General features: G+C 50.9%; 19 protein-coding genes. 7 read left to right on the top strand and 12 right to left on the bottom strand.

What is annotated here, in order from left to right:
- Positions 1-97 precede the first annotated feature (97 nt).
- From AB1N33_RS02165 to AB1N33_RS02135, 7 genes are all read left to right on the top strand, one after another.
- Positions 98-742, top strand: coding sequence for a MarC family protein (locus AB1N33_RS02165; RefSeq protein WP_411269882.1), 645 nt, complete (start codon positions 98-100; stop codon positions 740-742).
- Positions 743-805: 63 nt separating this feature from the next.
- Positions 806-1,642: a sulfurtransferase gene (locus AB1N33_RS02160; RefSeq protein ID WP_411269881.1), complete on the top strand. Its 837-nt coding sequence runs from the start codon at positions 806-808 to the stop codon at positions 1,640-1,642.
- A complete protein-coding gene (cobB, locus tag AB1N33_RS02155) occupies positions 1,635-2,366 on the top strand; it encodes a Sir2 family NAD+-dependent deacetylase (RefSeq protein ID WP_411269880.1) in 732 nt (243 codons plus the stop codon). The genes AB1N33_RS02160 and cobB overlap by 8 nt, the downstream gene beginning before the upstream one ends.
- Before the next feature lies 1 nt (position 2,367).
- Positions 2,368-2,994 (top strand): LysE family translocator, encoded by a 627-nt coding sequence (locus tag AB1N33_RS02150; protein ID WP_411269879.1) that lies wholly within the window; start codon positions 2,368-2,370, stop codon positions 2,992-2,994.
- Between the two features lie 61 nt (positions 2,995-3,055).
- Complete coding sequence (locus AB1N33_RS02145) at positions 3,056-3,793, top strand: stress protein (RefSeq protein WP_411269878.1); 738 nt, start codon at positions 3,056-3,058, stop codon at positions 3,791-3,793.
- Positions 3,786-4,577 carry a glucosaminidase domain-containing protein gene (locus AB1N33_RS02140; protein ID WP_411269979.1) on the top strand — a complete coding sequence of 264 codons (792 nt, stop codon included), beginning with the start codon at positions 3,786-3,788 and terminating at the stop codon, positions 4,575-4,577. The genes AB1N33_RS02145 and AB1N33_RS02140 overlap by 8 nt, the downstream gene beginning before the upstream one ends.
- Entirely contained in the window at positions 4,574-5,212 is a 639-nt protein-coding gene (locus tag AB1N33_RS02135) for a DUF2987 domain-containing protein (protein WP_411269877.1), read from the top strand. Before AB1N33_RS02140 ends, AB1N33_RS02135 begins: the two co-directional genes overlap by 4 nt.
- Here the strand turns inward: AB1N33_RS02135 and rssA are convergent.
- From rssA to ccoN, 12 genes are all read right to left on the bottom strand, one after another.
- Positions 5,201-6,142 carry a patatin-like phospholipase RssA gene (gene rssA, locus AB1N33_RS02130; RefSeq protein WP_411269876.1) on the bottom strand — a complete coding sequence of 314 codons (942 nt, stop codon included), beginning with the start codon at positions 6,140-6,142 and terminating at the stop codon, positions 5,201-5,203. The genes AB1N33_RS02135 and rssA overlap by 12 nt on opposite strands.
- Entirely contained in the window at positions 6,139-7,086 is a 948-nt protein-coding gene (ttcA, locus tag AB1N33_RS02125; protein WP_411269875.1) for a tRNA 2-thiocytidine(32) synthetase TtcA, read from the bottom strand. The genes rssA and ttcA overlap by 4 nt, the downstream gene beginning before the upstream one ends.
- A gap of 86 nt (positions 7,087-7,172) precedes the next feature.
- Positions 7,173-8,093 (bottom strand): universal stress protein UspE, encoded by a 921-nt coding sequence (gene uspE, locus AB1N33_RS02120; protein WP_411269874.1) that lies wholly within the window; start codon positions 8,091-8,093, stop codon positions 7,173-7,175.
- A gap of 88 nt (positions 8,094-8,181) precedes the next feature.
- Positions 8,182-8,901, bottom strand: coding sequence for a fumarate/nitrate reduction transcriptional regulator Fnr (fnr, locus tag AB1N33_RS02115; RefSeq protein WP_411269873.1), 720 nt, complete (start codon positions 8,899-8,901; stop codon positions 8,182-8,184).
- 32 nt (positions 8,902-8,933) lie between these two features.
- Positions 8,934-9,608, bottom strand: a complete 675-nt coding sequence (locus AB1N33_RS02110; protein ID WP_411269872.1) for a sulfite exporter TauE/SafE family protein — start codon at positions 9,606-9,608, stop codon at positions 8,934-8,936.
- Positions 9,601-9,804 carry a cbb3-type cytochrome oxidase assembly protein CcoS gene (gene ccoS, locus AB1N33_RS02105; protein ID WP_411269871.1) on the bottom strand — a complete coding sequence of 68 codons (204 nt, stop codon included), beginning with the start codon at positions 9,802-9,804 and terminating at the stop codon, positions 9,601-9,603. Before ccoS ends, AB1N33_RS02110 begins: the two co-directional genes overlap by 8 nt.
- Positions 9,805-9,813: 9 nt before the next feature.
- The gene (locus tag AB1N33_RS02100; RefSeq protein ID WP_411269870.1) at positions 9,814-12,186 is read right to left on the bottom strand and encodes a heavy metal translocating P-type ATPase; all 2,373 of its coding nucleotides are present in this window, start codon (positions 12,184-12,186) and stop codon (positions 9,814-9,816) included.
- Positions 12,186-12,665 carry a FixH family protein gene (locus AB1N33_RS02095; RefSeq protein ID WP_411269869.1) on the bottom strand — a complete coding sequence of 160 codons (480 nt, stop codon included), beginning with the start codon at positions 12,663-12,665 and terminating at the stop codon, positions 12,186-12,188. The genes AB1N33_RS02100 and AB1N33_RS02095 overlap by 1 nt, the downstream gene beginning before the upstream one ends.
- 97 nt (positions 12,666-12,762) lie before the next feature.
- On the bottom strand, positions 12,763-13,719 hold the full coding sequence (gene ccoP, locus AB1N33_RS02090) for a cytochrome-c oxidase, cbb3-type subunit III (protein WP_411269868.1): 957 nt from the start codon (positions 13,717-13,719) through the stop codon (positions 12,763-12,765).
- Between the two features lie 4 nt (positions 13,720-13,723).
- Complete coding sequence (locus AB1N33_RS02085) at positions 13,724-13,897, bottom strand: cbb3-type cytochrome oxidase subunit 3 (RefSeq protein ID WP_411269867.1); 174 nt, start codon at positions 13,895-13,897, stop codon at positions 13,724-13,726.
- 1 nt (position 13,898) lies between these two features.
- Positions 13,899-14,504: a cytochrome-c oxidase, cbb3-type subunit II gene (gene ccoO / locus AB1N33_RS02080; protein WP_411269866.1), complete on the bottom strand. Its 606-nt coding sequence runs from the start codon at positions 14,502-14,504 to the stop codon at positions 13,899-13,901.
- Positions 14,505-14,515: 11 nt separating this feature from the next.
- Positions 14,516-15,949 (bottom strand): cytochrome-c oxidase, cbb3-type subunit I, encoded by a 1,434-nt coding sequence (gene ccoN / locus AB1N33_RS02075; protein ID WP_411269865.1) that lies wholly within the window; start codon positions 15,947-15,949, stop codon positions 14,516-14,518.
- Positions 15,950-16,026 lie beyond the last annotated feature (77 nt).

Below are 16,026 nucleotides of genomic sequence, written 5' to 3'. Positions count from 1 at the left end.
GACAGAGCCAGGTCACACGCTTGTCTACGCTTTTATATAATCACAATCTAACGTAAGGTTCAGGTTTTTATTCACCCGATAACGTAGTCAGGTTGTTATGCAGGATCTTCTGGCCTTCGCCTTGTTATGCTTCACGTCATTTTTTACGTTGATTAACCCGCTGGGTGTGATGCCGGTATTTATGACATTAACGGCAGATTTGAGCCCGCGACAACGGATAAAAACAGCACAGAAAGCGTTGCTGGTTTCTTTTATCATCATTACCACCTTCGCGCTGGCCGGTCAGGTGCTGTTCTCGTTTTTCCATATTTCGGTGAACAGTTTCAGAATCGTCGGCGGCATTATCTTCCTGCTAATGGGTATGGACATGCTGCAGGCAAGACTGTCGCGTATCAAAGTTGCCGAGGATGACGTCAAAACCTATGTCGAAGACATTTCCGTGACGCCGCTGGCTATCCCTATGATCTGCGGCCCCGGTGCGCTGACAAATGCAATTGTTCTGATGGACGATGCCAGTTCGTTTAATTATGAGCTTGCGCTGTTTGGTGCACTTATTGCCGTATTGTTGCTCACATACCTGATTTTATATTTTGCCGCCGTGCTGATGCGCCTGCTGGGCGACACAGGCATTAAGGTGATGATGCGACTAATGGGGCTGATTATTATGGTCATCGCCATCGAATTTATCGTCGCGGGTGTGAAACCTATCGTTCTGGATATTGTTGCGGCAATTCCCGCGTAACCGCTTGAAATACCCGCGTGCAACAACGTATTCTGGTGGTTTGTTGTAACCCGAGGTGCAGTTATGCCCAATCCACTGATTGATATTGCCACGCTAGGCGACAGGCTAATGACAACACCTGTCGTTTTGCTACGCGCGCTGATGGATGATCCGGTTTCAGGTCAGGCTGATGCTCGTGATGATGCATGGCTCCCCCGCACTGTTGACTTTGATATTGACGGGCAGGGCAGTGATCACGCCGGTCGCTATCCTCATACGCGGCCGTCGCCTGACGCGCTTGCAGGGTATCTGGGGAATTCAGGCATAAGTGAACAAACCGAGGTGATTGTCTATGATACGCGCGGTATGTACTGTGCACCGCGGGTTTGGTGGCTGCTTAAGTCACTTGGTCATCAGAACGCCTGGCTGCTGGATGGAGGGTATCCTGCCGCTGCTGCATCCGGTTTACCTGTCAATGCTGAGCGCACCTCGCAGCCTAACCGTCAGTATAACCCGTCATTAGGTGAGTCATGGTTTGTTGACGCTGACGATGTTCTGGTGGCAATGGAACAAGGACGTCAGATAGTGGATGCCCGCAGTCCGGAGCGTTTTAAGGGGAGCGCGCAGGAACCTCGCCCGGGTGTTCGCCCTGGTCATATTCCCGGTTCCAAAAATGTTTATTATCAGGATGTGCTCACCAACGGCAGATTTAAATCGTCTGACGCCATCTCCGCGGTATTTGATGCGGCTAGTGTGGACCTTGCTGAACCATTGATTTTCACCTGCGGTTCAGGCATCACGGCCTGCATCATTGGCGTCGCTGCGCTGATTGCAGGCGCAAACACGGTGGCGGTTTATGACGGTTCATGGTCAGAGTGGGGAGCCGATAAACGCTTCCCGGTGGAGACTGGCGGTGAGTAAATTTCCACGTGTTGTTGTACTGACCGGGGCAGGTATTTCGGCGGAATCAGGAATAAAAACGTTCCGTGACAGTAATGGTCTGTGGGAAAACCACCGTGTCGAAGAGGTTGCCACACCGGAAGGGTTTGAACGCGATCCGGATCTCGTTTACCGGTTTTACAATGCGAGGCGGGCGCAGTTGCTTTCTGACGAGGTCAGGCCAAATCCCGCCCACGTCGCACTAGCCAGACTGGAACAGGTGCTCGGTGAAAATTTCTTACTGGTTACACAAAATGTCGACGACCTGCATGAGCGTGCAGGCAGCAAACGTGTGTTGCACATGCACGGCGAACTGCTGTCATCTCGCTGCACCCGGTCCGGACAAACACAGCGTTGCACTACGTCTTTTGATAGTGATTCACGCTGCCCGTGCTGTCAGCCTCCAGCCCCTGTTCGACCCGACATTGTCTGGTTTGGCGAGGTTCCTATGCACATGGACGAGATCATTGTTACCTTGTCCCGCGCGGATGTTTTTGTGTCTGTCGGCACATCCGGACAGGTCTACCCCGCAGCCGGTTTTGTACAACTTGCTAAAGACGCCGGCGCCGCCACTTTCGAGCTGAATCTGGAAACGACTGCGCGAAACACATTGTTTGATGTGGTACGCACCGGTAAGGCGTCAACGCTGGTACCGGCGTTTGTTGATGAATTTATCCAGCAGTATGCGCTGACGGAGTCGGTTTAACATGCCCTATTTAGAGGAATTCATTACCATAGCACTGGTCCATCTGGTGGCGGTAGCCAGTCCGGGACCGGACTTCGCGATTGTTGTCAGAAACAGTATTGCGTATGGGCGCCGGATTGCAATGTATACCAGCCTTGGTATTGGCGTTGCGATATTGCTCCATGTTGGTTATTCCCTGGTTGGTCTTAGTATGCTGATTGCAACCACGCCGTGGCTGTATGCATTATTCAGTTATGCCGCTGCCGCTTACCTTATTTACCTCGCCTGGGGCGCATTAAGAAGCGGCCCCGGTGCGGGTAAAATCACGGGGCTAAAGCAGGTAAGCAGTTTCATGACGGCCAGTAAGGCGTTTGGCGTAGGGTTTCTGACTAATGGACTAAACCCAAAGGCCACGCTGTTTTTCCTGTCATTGTTTACTGCCATTATCGACGTAAACACGCCGTTTACCGTCAAACTTGGTTATGGCATTTATCTTTCCGCAGCCACTGGCTTATGGTTTTGTTTTCTGTCGTACCTGCTCAGTACCAGTAAGGTGGCAGATCTTATCGGCAGCAAGGGATACTGGCTTGACAGGCTGATGGGCGTGTTGCTTATCGGACTCGCCGCCAAGCTGGTGTTGTCATCATAGCTGAAGCCGGTACGACTTTTCGGTATACTCCCGCCAAACCGTTTACTCACCAGGGGTATGTGTGAATAACAACGAAAATGAACACCACGACACGCGTATGACGCGTGCGCTCAACGGTGAATACCCGTTCGATGTATTTGCCCTTTTAAAGCGGGCGAACAGCGTTGTGAAACAGCATTTCGGCGCGCTATTTCAGGCCTGTGTGGTCCTGTTTGTCGCGGTCATTGTGTTGAGCGTATTGCTGGTTTTTGGTTTTGATATTACCTCACCGGATGCCATCACGCCGGGACAGCGCACGATGATGGAAGTACTCAGTATTCTGGTAATTTCGCCGCTTCAGGCCGGGTTATATATGATGGGGGTCAATGCAGCCCGGGGACAGCCGGTAACAACCTTCGATATATTTCATTATCTTGGCAGCGTGCTGGTTATTTCTGTTACACAGCTTATTATTTCTATTACCACCCAGCTTGGACTGGCACTTTTCATTTTCCCCGGGGTCTATGTGTGGACAGCCACACTGTTTGCGCTGATGCTGGTCGCGGATAAGCGTCTGACGCCTTTTCAGGCCATTTTACTGTCAGCCAGAATGGTCAACGTATACCTGGGGAAAATGCTGTTACTGGCGGTGCTGTTTTTTGTTTTATTTGGTACTGGCCTGTTAAGCTTTGGTGTCACATTGATTTGGGTTGTGCCGCTGTATTTCTGCACACTGGGCATGTTGTACAACGATCTGTTCAGTACGCAGGACGTACCCAGCGAAACCGCAGTAACAGATGAGTCGAAATTCGATGCATAAACGGGAAACCATCAAAATAGTCTTAATTACACTGGGCGTACTCGCCGTTATTGTGATTAATGCGTGGATCCTGACTACCCGAGAGCCCGATATTCTTGATGTGCCGGAAACGGAAGTGGCGCGCCAACCGGTACCCGACTTTACGGCGTACAGTAACGTAAAAGAAAAGAAAGTGGCTTTTTTTTCCTACCTGAAACCGGAAGTAGACAGACAAAACGCGTATCTGTTGTCACTTCGTCATTATATTCAGACGCTACTGAGAAAAGTGCTGGCCGACGAAGCGCTCGATGAGGAAGACAAAGCGCGTATTGACTGGCTGATTGAAGAGTACCGGATTGATCCGGAGCAGGAGACCAAAGCCCGTATTCTGTCGTTGCTAGAAAAAGTCGACGTACTGCCGGCAGAACTTGTGCTTGCTCAGGCTGCGAATGAGTCTGCATGGGGCACCAGTCGGTTTGCACGCGAGGGTTACAATTTTTTTGGCCTGTGGTGCTTTAAGAAAGGCTGTGGTTTTGTTCCTGCGCGGCGTAATGAAGACGCTAACCATGAAGTGGCGAAATTCGACAGTTTGTCACGAGCCACTTACACGTACATGCGTAATCTGAATCGCCACGACGCGTATAAAGAACTACGTAAAATACGCAGTCGGTTACGCGCCAATCAAATTCCAATCAGTGGCGTTGCGCTTGCCGAAGGGCTGATTAATTACTCCGAGCGTGGCGCTGCCTACGTTGAGGAGTTACAGAATATGATCAGATTTAATGAGGAGTATCTGAGCGAATGAAAAACGGTTTACTGGGGTTAGTCTTTCTTGGGTTGTCCGGGCTGGCATCTGCTGACGTGATCCATGTTGAATACAGCCGATTCTACAGTCATGTCAAAAAGCTTGATGATGAGGACACTAACGCGCTCCAGTTTGCGTTTGGCTTTATCCATGTCAATGAAGGACGGCTGTGCAACATTGCGCGTGCCGACATTATTACTGATAAGAAGGTGATCCCGCTGAATGTAACACCCGAACAGCGCTTTACGGTGCCGGATGAAAAGGCATTGAAAATGGCTAACGCGATGGTGGAAGTGGAGCTGGATGACGCTGCTAATCAGTGTGACATGTCAGTGCAACTGGAAACCCGGCCTGATTACCTGAAAACCCGTTACACTCAGGATGAACTGGTATTCCTGCTCGATCAGTACCGGGCATTTTTTAATGAAATGGGCAGTTTTCTGTCTTTCATGATGCCTTCAGTACAGGGGCTCATGATACATTTCAGCGATAAAGAACTGGACGCAACACTTCAGGGGGGGCCGGCGATCACCAATGGTATGCTGGTTCTTGATGAAGAATGGATTGAAACAAACCGCGGTCTGTCGTTACCGGCTACACCACTTCGCATTACTGCCAAGGCATCAAGGAACTGATGCCTCGGGCAGCGTATCGGCCTCTTCATCAGGCGGATTAAGCACTAGCTGGTAGCGTATTTGCGCTGCCAGACGTTCAACCGTTTGCTCACCTTTCAGACACAACTCTTCAGCCCGGTGAAATTCCATCAGGCCGACATCGGTGAGTTGCGGTTCGATCAGTACATCCGGCGGATCGCCAGCCAGTCGTGAGCGTGTAACCCGAGCCTGCAAAATTTCCAGCGAGCTGCTCATGACGCTCAGGATCCCCGGCGGTGATACCTTGTTTGGCTTTGTATCCGGTGAAAACCACTGGCGAACCACATTCTGGCTCTTGGTAAAAAAGTCATCGGTTTTGCGCTGGATTTCTTCATGCTCCATACGCAGTTTCTCCAGGCGTTGCGGACGAAAATCTGCGTTAAGATTTACTGCAATCACAAAGTCAGCGCCTAACTGACGACACAAATTTACCGGTACCGGGTTTACCACAGCGCCATCTACCAGCCAGCGGTCTTCATTGGCGACCGGGCTGAACAGTGCCGGTATCGCACAGGATGCCTGGATACAGTCACCTACGGGCCCCGAATTAAAAATGACCTCGCGTCCTGAATATAAATCAGTAGCAACGACTGCAAATGGCTTTTCCATTTCTTCGAAGGTGGGGGCACACAAATCGTTTGCCAGCTTGTTGAAGACCTTCTGTCCACTGGCTATTCCGCCACGGCGAATACCCACGCCCATGAGCGACAGCACCTGCCATTCAGTCAGTGAGCACGCCCAGGTACGCAATTCGTCAAGCTTTCCGCTGGCATACGCTGCGCCGACATAGGCGCCGATTGAGCTGCCTGCCACTACATCAATCTGTACACCCATCTTTTCGAGTGCCTGAATAATACCGATATGCGTCCATCCACGCGCGGCTCCCGCGCCGAGCGCCAATCCTATTTTCATTTGCCGGGCTCCATAATATTCACAACCTGTATTTCTGTATCGTCACTTGCCGGGGAGGGATCAGAAAAGGTAACAGGATCAAACCCGATATCGCCGTCGTCGACCGGGCTACCGGTAGCTTTAATGCCTTTGAAGTCATATAACTTACTGTCAACCAAATGTGAGGGGGCGACATTCTGCAATGCTCTGAACATCGACTCAATGCGACCCGGGAAACGACGATTCCAGTCCTGAAGCATCATTTTTATGTTCTGGCGCTGCAGGTTTTCCTGTGAACCACACAGGTTACAGGGAATAATCGGGAAACCGGCTGCCTCTGAATAACGCTGAATATCGCGCTCACTGCAATATGCGAGTGGCCGGATAACAATGTGGTGACCGTCATCACTTACCAGCTTCGGTGGCATAGATTTCAGTTTCCCACCATGAAACATATTCAGGAAAAAGGTTTCCAGCATGTCATCGCGATGATGGCCCAGAGCAATCTTGGTGGCCCCGATTTCTTTTGCTGTCCGGTATAAAATGCCACGGCGTAAACGCGAGCACAGCGAGCAGGTTGTCTTACCCTCCGGAATTTTCTCTTTCACGATGGAGTAGGTGTCTTCTTCGACAATCAGATACTCAACGCCCAGTGATTCCAGATATTCAGGTAATACATGCTCCGGGAAGCCCGGCTGCTTCTGGTCAAGGTTGACCGCTACGATATCAAAATGTATCGGGGCAATCTTGCGAAGAAAAAGCAGAATATCCAGCATGGTATAACTGTCTTTTCCGCCAGACAGACACACCATGACTTTATCCTGATCTTCAATCATGCCAAAGTCGTCAATCGCTTTGCCTACGTTGCGGCGAAGACGCTTTTGCAGCTTGTTAAAGCTGTATTGTTGTTTCGATTGTGAGCGGGCGTCTGCGGCGGTGTCTTTAGGCTGTGCATCTGCGGTCATATCGGGGCTTACCTGTTACTACAAAATAGCCGACATTATAACGAAGCGTAGCCAGCGCTGCTATCCACGCCAGAAAAATTAACCGCTCAGCTTATGGGGCTTTTAAAACCTTCCGGTTTGAGCGCCAGCACATCGCACTTCAGTCCGTCAATGACGTGCTCCGCCGTATTTCCAATCAGTGCAGCGGATAAGCCCACCCGGCCAACGGTACCGATAATAACCAGTTCGGCGTCAAGTTCTCTGGCCAGCATTGGAATAACGCGCTCAGGTAAGCCTTCTTTTACGTAACAGCGGTCGGAATCAATACTGTACTTACCGGCGTGTCTGGCCATTTCTTCTTCATGGTGCGTTTTCACCGCATTGTTATAGGTATCAGGATCAAATTCTGGTACCTCAATGGCAATATTCAGTGGTGTGGCAGGAAAGCAATTGACCAGATTCACATGCCCGCTAAGTAACGTGGCATAGTCTGTCGCCGTCTGGGTAATGCGATCATTCAGCTGGCGATGTTCATCATCCTCGGTCCCCACATTCACCGCAGCGATAATATTTCCATCTGCTGGCCAGTCGTGCTCTTTTACCAGCAGTACCGGAGAAGGGCACTTTCTTAACAAATGCCAGTCGGTAGGGGTGAAAATAACCGAGCTCAGATCATTATGGGGCTTGGTGGCTTTAATCACTAAATCAGCGTTGTGCCGGGCTGCATAGGTGATAACGGCTTCATACGCGCGATTATTCCATTCAACCACAATATTGATGTCCTGATGCCCCTGATTGTCGAGTTGCTGTCGTAACCAGGCCGCTCTGTCGTCGATGACGGCTTTGCGCATAGCATCGCGTTCAGACTGACTCAGCATCGTGGTCATATCATAAGAGAAGTCGTAAACGACAAGCATGGCTGTGACGGTTGCCTGGGTTTTTCTGGCAATCTCCAACGCCCGGGAGAGCGCCGGTTGTGTCTCACGGTCGGCTTCAATAACAGCCAGAAGGTGCTTATAACGTATCATCCCCGTACTCCCTTAATCACAGTATTCCATTTTAGTGTAATACGTTACGCAGACTTTGCCTGTTGTTCTGGATCAACAAGCGGCGTACTTACACGGCCACGTAACTAAGTTTTTCATCCATTTTTTCAGTATCGAGGATGGTAATGAGCTTGCCTTCTACTTTAATGACGCCTTCTTTCTGGAACCGGGTGAGTAAACGGCTGATGGTTTCGATGGTCAGGCCCAGATAGTTGCCAATTTCATTGCGGGTCATGCTCAGGTGAAACTGTTTTCCTGAAAAGCCCCGCGCCTCAAAACGTTCTGACAACTGTGCAATGAAATACATCAGGCGTTCTTCCGCCGAGCGCTTATTCAACAGCATCATCATATCGTGATCCTGTTTAATTTCTGCGCTCATAAAGCTCATGATCTGATGTCTCAGCTTAGGGAGCTGCATCGAAATCTGGTCAAGGGTTTCGTAAGGAAGCTCACAGACCATTGCAGTTTCCAGCGCCTGGGTATAACTCTGATGCTTATTTTCCCGCAGCGCATCAAAGCCAATAATGTCGCCGGGGAAATGAAAACCGGTAATCTGTTCTTCACCGTCTTTGTTCGTCACGAACGACTTGAAGGAGCCTGAGCGAACGGCATACAGTGACTTAAATGGTGCGCCGGTGTGAACCAGCGTGTCATGTTTATGCAGTGGACGCTTTCTTTCGATAATGTCATCCAGTGATTCAATTTCAGTTTTGTTTAACGCAACCGGTAAACAAAGATGACTGAAACTGCAGTTCTGACAGTGAATTGAAAAGTTGCTTCCATTGCTCATGATTATTGCCTGTTATCCCGCTCGGTGAGTCGTTAGTTTATGGTGATACTATGTATTAACCGGTAGATCAAGAAAAACGAATATATTAACAGCCCGCTTGCGATGAATTGCCTGACACGCGGCTTCCTGAACTGTTTAAAAAGATAGTCAGCCCCGCTGCCAACTGCAAGCAGGGTAGGTAATGTGCCCAGTCCAAAACAAAACATGATAAAGGCGCCTTGTCCGGCCTGCTGACTGGTCAGCGACCACGTCAGCGTCGAATAAACAAGACCACAGGGCAGCCATCCCCAAATCAGTCCGTACGGCAGGGCGGCAAGCGGCGACCTGAAGGGTAAAAAGCGTTTAGACAGGGGCTGAATCAGCCGCCAGACGGCATTGCCTGCTTTTTCCAGATATGCCAGCCCTCGCCACCATTGCCCCAGATACAGCGCAAGCGCCACCAGCATAAGCGCACTTAACCAGGCCAGCACCTGTCCAAGTGCCGGCAATACTGCGGCCGACATTTGTCCCACGCCGCCTGCGAGGGCACCAGCCAGTGTGTAGCTAATGATACGGCCGAGATTATAGGCCAGCATATAAGGAAATGGACGACGCCGCGCCGGGACGGCCTGTTGTAACGCAGTAACAATGCCACCACACATACCGATGCAATGCACACCGCCGGCGAGTCCGATTAACAATGCAGATAAGCCTGTCAGCTCAGTCACGCCGTTTTTCCTGCGCAGCTTTGCGCTCTTCTGCCAGTTTCTTATCTTCCGGTGACAAGTCGTCATCAAACAGAATACTGTACCCCTGACGATCGAGATCGTCGAACTGATTTGATCGTACTGCCCAGAAGAAGATGACTACCGCAACGGCAACAATGATGATGGCGATGGGAATAAGCACATAAATAATACTCACGGCAGGTCCTCAGCGTAGCAGTCGCGTTGAATTGGTTACCACAATGATACTGCTCAGGGACATACCTACAACAGCCATCCACGGACTTAGCAGGCCAGACACGGCGAACGGCAGAATCAGCGCGTTGTAGCCCAGTGCCCACAGCATGTTCTGGCGAATTGTCCGTTTAGTTTTTTGTGCAATAGTGAGCAGATCGGCAATACAAAGCAGGCTGTCACCAAGCAAAATAACATCCGCGGCCGTTTTCGCCACATCTGTCGCGTTACCCACGGCGACAGAGACATCGGCACTGGCAAGCACCGGTGCATCATTAATTCCGTCGCCCAGCATCATGACCCGCTCACCGGCTTGTTGCAACTGATGGACTTCGTCATATTTCTGCCTGGGCGACAGCGTGCCTTTGGCATAGCTGATCGGCAACACGGCGGCGATATTGTCCACGTTTTGCTGACTGTCGCCACTAAGCAAAATGAGCTTTTTCTGACTCAGCTGTTTTACGGCGGCCTCGGCATCATGGCGTAGTGTATCACTCAACCGATAGGCCGCTAACACGGTTTCACCACATGTCAGTACTACATTGGGGGTGAAGGGGAGTGAGGGCAGTGTAACACCGGCAAAGGAAGGTGATCCCAGTTTGTAGTTACTGCCGTTGATGGTGCCTTCTACGCCACCACCGGGTGTTACCGAAAAATCGGACAGTGCGTGTAGCGGCGCGTCAGGGAATGCACGGGCTATCGGATGCTCAGAGCGCGACTCGAGCGTGGCGGTAATTCGGCTCACATCGTCTGCAGAGAGGGTGTTACCAGTCCACTGGTCAACAATGCTGAATTCGCCGTTGGTCAGTGTGCCGGTTTTATCCAGTGCAATCGTGGAAATACCGGTAAGTTGCTCAAGGACATCGGCCCGTTTTAATAAAATGCCCTGCTTATTCAGGCGCGCGACAGCGCAGGTTAGTGCCGAAGGCGTTGCGAGACCGAGCGCACAGGGACAGGTCGCCACCAGTACAGAAATCGTTATCCAGAATGCCTCGTCACTGCCCTGAAACGACCAGTAGGCAAAGGTGAGGGCAGAAATAAGCAGCACACCGGTAACAAAATAACGTGAGAACGTATCGGCGATCTGGGCGATTTTGGGCTTACTTGCCATCGCCTGCGCCTGCAGTCGTACGATTTGGTTAACCAGGGCATGTTTTAAGGTACGTGTAACCGTGACCGTCAAAGCGCCTGACTGATTCACCGTCCCGCCAAATACCTGACTGCCAGGCTGCTTCTCAACCGGTAGAAACTCACCGGTCAGCATCGACTCATCAACCGCCGATTGCCCATGACTGACGATACCGTCTATCGGGATGGTGTCGCCCGGCCTGACCAGCACGCGTTCGTCTTTTTTTAGCTGTTTAGCCAGACAGGTTGTGACCGTGCCATGGTCATCCAGACGGTTAGCGGAGACTGGAATAAAATGCGTCATGTTGGCGGAGATTTGTGCAGCGCGGTGACGGCTCCTGTGCTCCAGAAAACGGCTGAGCAGCAGCAGAAAAATAAACATGCAGATAGATTCAAAATACACGTCGCCACGCTCCAGCAGCGTAGACTTAATACCTGCGATATAGGTGCCAAATACGGCCAGCGTAACCGGTACATCCATATTCACAGTGCGGGCCGACAGGGCTTTCATCGCCCCAAGATAAAATGTGCTGCCGGAATACAGTACAACAGGGGTGGTCAGCACCAGCGCTACCCAGTAAAAGTATCGGCGGGTCTGCTCGTCAATATTGCCAAACCAGTCAAAATACAGCCCCGCCATCAGCATCATAACCTGCATGGTCATCAGGCCGGCCAGGCCCAATCGCTTTAAATACGATTTTTGCTCCCGGCGATACGCGGCTTCATGCTGATCTGGCTGAAAAGGCGCACCCTGATATCCAATCTGTTGCAGTGCCCCGAGAATTTTACTGAGAGTCGTTTGCTCCGGATCCCAGCTGATCAGCGCCCGGCGTTCCTGAACATTAACCGCGATCTGCCGGATACCGGGAAATTTTGCCAGTTGCTTTTCAATCAGCCAGCCACACGCGGCGCAGGTAATGCCTTCGATGGTAAGCTGAACCTGTTTATGCTTTCCTTCATCAAAAACAAACTCCTCCTGAAGCTCAGGCTGGTCATATACGTTAAGTTTGTCCTGAATTTCGGAGGGTAAGACATCGCCCTGTTTTGCCGGGGCAGTTCTGAACCGATAGTAATCTTCCAGGCCATTAGCAACAATCGCCTCGGTTACCGCCTGGCAACCGGGGCAACAGAACTGTCGCCTGGCACCCAGTACCATGGCGTCATATTGATGGTCCGGATCGTTCGGCAGACCACAGTGGTAACAGGTTTGTTCAGACATCAGGGGTTAAACTTCATCACACCGGAATAGGGCAGGCTGACGGTTTTTTGGATTTTCCAGCTGTCGTCCACGGGCGTCAGGGTTATTTGCCATTTACCGCCCAGGTCTTGTTCACTAAAGCCCCGGTAAATCCCTGCCGCATCCCGACTCAGCAGCACCGATGTGTCTTTATCTTCCAGTGTCGTGTGGTAAAAGGCGAGTTTCAGCGCAGTCCCTTCCTGCGGGATCCCTGAGTGGAATTTCAGCGAGATAGCGCCATTTTCAATGGTTAAATCCGTGGTGATGTTTTTCCTCTTGGCCGCTGCAATTTTATCCAGGCTGAGGTTAATGGCCTTACCTTCTTTATAGTAATCGTCTACGACCAGTGAATTTTCGGTGGTGGTGGCGATGTTTATCATAACGCCACTCATAATGAAGGAGGCGACCGGAACCGAAATCAAAAACCAGGGCCAGAACTGTTTGTACCAAGGCTTGTTCATGAACTATCTCTAACATTTACAGCGCGTGATGAGGCGCTATTTTCTCATAAAAAAAGCCCCGTGATAACGGGGCTTTACAGTGAATATTCTGTGCTACTTAGTCGTTGTGCGACAGGCTGTACACATACGTAGCAACAACATGAATTTTGTCTTCACCCAAGGTTTTCTTGAATGAAGGCATAACCCCGTTGCGGCCGTAGGTCAGGGTTTCTGTTACCGCACGATGGCTACCGCCATACAGCCAGATATTGTCTGTCAGATTAGGCGCACCAAGCATCTGGTTACCTTTACCGTCCATTCCGTGACAGGCAGCACAGGCCGCAAAACGCGGTTTACCTTTCGCAACCAGTTCCGGGTCAACATCGCGGCCGCTCAGGCTCAGAACATAAGCCACAACCTCTTCGATACCCTGTTCGCCCATCGCGTCAAGCCAGGCTGGCATGTTACCGCGACGACCACCGATCAGCGTTTCTTTAATTTTTGCGCCAGTACCGCCGTACAGCCAGTCATCGTCCGTCAGGTTAGGGAAACCGCCATTCTGACCACGTGCATCCGAACCATGACACTGTGAACAGTTTTGCAAAAACAGTCGCTGACCAACTTTGATGGCTTCAGGATCTTTCGCAAGTTCTTCCACCGGGATTTTGGCGTAGGCCTCGAAAATAGGGTCGAAACGCTCTTCTGCCATATCCAGTTCACGGTCGTATTGCACCAGCATGCCGTTTTCTTTAGCTTCAGCGCGAGCCTGACGTGACTCTTCCAGCGACTGAATATTCTGGTTTGAACTTTTCCAGCCTAACAGCCCCTGGAACGAACCCAGACCAGGGTAGAGTGCGAGGTAAATAAAACCCCATACAATGGTGATGTAAAACAGAATGGTCCACCAGCGGGGTAACTGATTGTTAATCTCTTCGATACCGTCAAACTCGTGTCCCATTGATTCGCCCTGTGGCACACCTGTCTTATTTGCAAGGCACCAACGAAGGAGAAAGTAACATGCGATGATAAGTCCCAGCGTTATCACCGAAATCCAAATTGTCCAAAACGTACTCATGAGTTCAAGACTCCTGCTGATCTTCTCTTGATTTTTGTTTTTCTTCGTCTGCGAACGGCAGGTTAGCCGCTTCATCGAACTTTGTTTTATTGCGGCTGCTGAATGCCCACCACACTACGCCGATAAAGCAGACGAAGACGATAACAGTAAATATGCTGCCTACAGTGCCCTGGTCCATATTATTTCAGATGGGTTCCAAGAGACTGCAGGTAGGCGATCAGGGCTTCCATTTCAGTTTTACCCTGTACTGCCGCTTTCGCACCAGCGATATCCTCATCGGTATAAGGGACGCCAAAACCACGGAATACTTCCATCTTCTTAGCAGTCAGCTCGCCGGTCAGCGTGTTTTCTTCCAACCAAGGGAAGCCAGGCATATTTGACTCAGGTACAACGTCACGCGGATTACGCAGGTGAACACGGTGCCACTCGTCACTGTATCGGCCGCCTACACGCGCCAGATCAGGGCCGGTACGTTTTGAACCCCACAGGAATGGGTGCTCCCATACAGACTCACCGGCAACAGAGTAGTGACCGTAACGCTCAGTTTCTGCGCGGAACGGGCGGATCATCTGACTGTGACAGCCAACACACCCCTCGCGGATATAAATGTCACGACCCTCGAGCTCCAGTGCAGTGTACGGACGCAGGCCTTCGACCGGTTCCATGGTCTGCTGCTGGAACATCAGTGGCGTAATCTGAACCATCGCGCCGAAGCTGATGGCGATAAGGATAAGAATCGTCAGCAGGCCAACGTTCTTTTCAATTATCTCATGTGGATTTTTCATTCTACGTCTCCTTACGCTGGCTGTGTTGCAGGATCAGCAGCGATACTGCCTTTAGGTGCACGAATGGTTTTGTACGTGTTGTAGGCCATGACCAGCATGCCGGCAACCACGAAACAACCACCGATGAAGCGAACCACGTAGAATGGCTTTGAGGCCTCCAGCGACTCTACAAAGCTGTAGGTCAGGGTGCCGTCTGCATTAACTGCACGCCACATCAGACCCTGCAGAACACCAGACATCCACATTGCAACGATGTAAAGCACAACGCCAATCGTAGCCAGCCAGAAGTGAACGTTAATCAGACGGATACTGTACATCTCACGCTGACCAAACAGTACCGGGATCAGGTGATAAACAGAACCGATAGATACCATGGCTACCCAGCCCAGTGCACCAGAGTGAACGTGACCGATGGTCCAGTCAGTGTAGTGCGACAGTGCGTTAACCGTCTTGATTGCCATCATCGGGCCTTCGAAGGTAGACATGCCATAGAACGACAGTGAAACAATCAGGAAGCGCAGAATAGGATCCGTACGTAGTTTGTGCCACGCGCCCGACAGCGTCATGATACCGTTGATCATGCCGCCCCAGGACGGGACAAACAGAATGACCGACATCACCATACCCAGCGACTGCGTCCAGTCAGGCAGCGCAGTGTAGTGGAGGTGGTGTGGACCCGCCCAGATATACAGTGAAATCAGCGCCCAGAAGTGCACGATAGACAAACGATAAGAATAAACCGGACGACCTGCCTGCTTCGGTACGAAGTAGTACATCATGCCGAGGAAACCTGCAGTCAGGAAGAAACCTACTGCATTGTGCCCGTACCACCACTGCATCATGGCGTCTACAGCACCGGCGTAGAGTGAATAGGACTTAGTGAATGAAACCGGAATCGCCATGCTGTTACCGATATGCAGCACCGCAACGGTCAGCATAAAGGCACCCAGGAACCAGTTTGCGACATAAATGTGCGAGACCTTTCTGATCGCCAGAGTGCCAAAAAAGTTAATGATGTAGGCAATCCAGACCAGCGCAATCAGAATGTCAATTGGCCATTCAAGCTCGGCATACTCTTTACTGCTGGTGAGGCCAAGTGGAAGAGACAATACCGCTAACACGATCACGGCCTGCCAGCCCCAGAAAGTAAAGCTTGCCAGCTTGTCACTGAACAACCGGACCTGACAGGTACGCTGAACAATGTAGTACGAGGTAGCAAACAGGGCACATCCGCCAAATGCGAAGATTACCGCATTGGTGTGCAGCGGACGAAGACGCGAGAACGTCAGCCAGGGCAGGTCGAAGTTAAGGACCGGTGCGAAAAGCTGTGCAGCAATGTACACACCGAGGCCCATACCGATAATGCCCCATATAATGGTCATAATAGTAAATTGCCTGACGACCTTATAATTATAGTCAGGCTGTGCTTGGCTTATTTCACTCATTTTTATGAATCTTCCACTTCAAAGAAATAAATGGGTTTCCAACTTTCGCGTAACGCGGTTTAATTCAGTATGCGTGC

Source organism: Alteromonas nitratireducens (assembly GCF_040812025.1).
Lineage (GTDB): Bacteria > Pseudomonadota > Gammaproteobacteria > Enterobacterales > Alteromonadaceae > Alteromonas > Alteromonas nitratireducens.
The sequence above is the reverse complement of the archived record's forward strand: the minus strand, read 5'-3'. Positions and strand labels throughout refer to the sequence as shown.

What these genes read in the sequence shown, in the direction of transcription:
- AB1N33_RS02165 (WP_411269882.1), top strand. Translation starts at nt 98, where the DNA reads ATGCAGGATCTTCTGGCCTTCGCCTTGTTATGCTTCACGTCATTTTTT.
- AB1N33_RS02160 (WP_411269881.1), top strand. Translation starts at nt 806, where the DNA reads ATGCCCAATCCACTGATTGATATTGCCACGCTAGGCGACAGGCTAATG.
- AB1N33_RS02150 (WP_411269879.1), top strand. Translation starts at nt 2,368, where the DNA reads ATGCCCTATTTAGAGGAATTCATTACCATAGCACTGGTCCATCTGGTG.
- AB1N33_RS02140 (WP_411269979.1), top strand. Translation starts at nt 3,786, where the DNA reads ATGCATAAACGGGAAACCATCAAAATAGTCTTAATTACACTGGGCGTA.
- AB1N33_RS02135 (WP_411269877.1), top strand. Translation starts at nt 4,574, where the DNA reads ATGAAAAACGGTTTACTGGGGTTAGTCTTTCTTGGGTTGTCCGGGCTG.
- rssA (WP_411269876.1), bottom strand. Translation starts at nt 6,142, where the DNA reads ATGAAAATAGGATTGGCGCTCGGCGCGGGAGCCGCGCGTGGATGGACG.
- ttcA (WP_411269875.1), bottom strand. Translation starts at nt 7,086, where the DNA reads ATGACCGCAGATGCACAGCCTAAAGACACCGCCGCAGACGCCCGCTCA.
- uspE (WP_411269874.1), bottom strand. Translation starts at nt 8,093, where the DNA reads ATGATACGTTATAAGCACCTTCTGGCTGTTATTGAAGCCGACCGTGAG.
- fnr (WP_411269873.1), bottom strand. Translation starts at nt 8,901, where the DNA reads ATGAGCAATGGAAGCAACTTTTCAATTCACTGTCAGAACTGCAGTTTC.
- AB1N33_RS02100 (WP_411269870.1), bottom strand. Translation starts at nt 12,186, where the DNA reads ATGTCTGAACAAACCTGTTACCACTGTGGTCTGCCGAACGATCCGGAC.
- AB1N33_RS02095 (WP_411269869.1), bottom strand. Translation starts at nt 12,665, where the DNA reads ATGAACAAGCCTTGGTACAAACAGTTCTGGCCCTGGTTTTTGATTTCG.
- ccoP (WP_411269868.1), bottom strand. Translation starts at nt 13,719, where the DNA reads ATGAGTACGTTTTGGACAATTTGGATTTCGGTGATAACGCTGGGACTT.
- AB1N33_RS02085 (WP_411269867.1), bottom strand. Translation starts at nt 13,897, where the DNA reads ATGGACCAGGGCACTGTAGGCAGCATATTTACTGTTATCGTCTTCGTC.
- ccoO (WP_411269866.1), bottom strand. Translation starts at nt 14,504, where the DNA reads ATGAAAAATCCACATGAGATAATTGAAAAGAACGTTGGCCTGCTGACG.
- ccoN (WP_411269865.1), bottom strand. Translation starts at nt 15,949, where the DNA reads ATGAGTGAAATAAGCCAAGCACAGCCTGACTATAATTATAAGGTCGTC.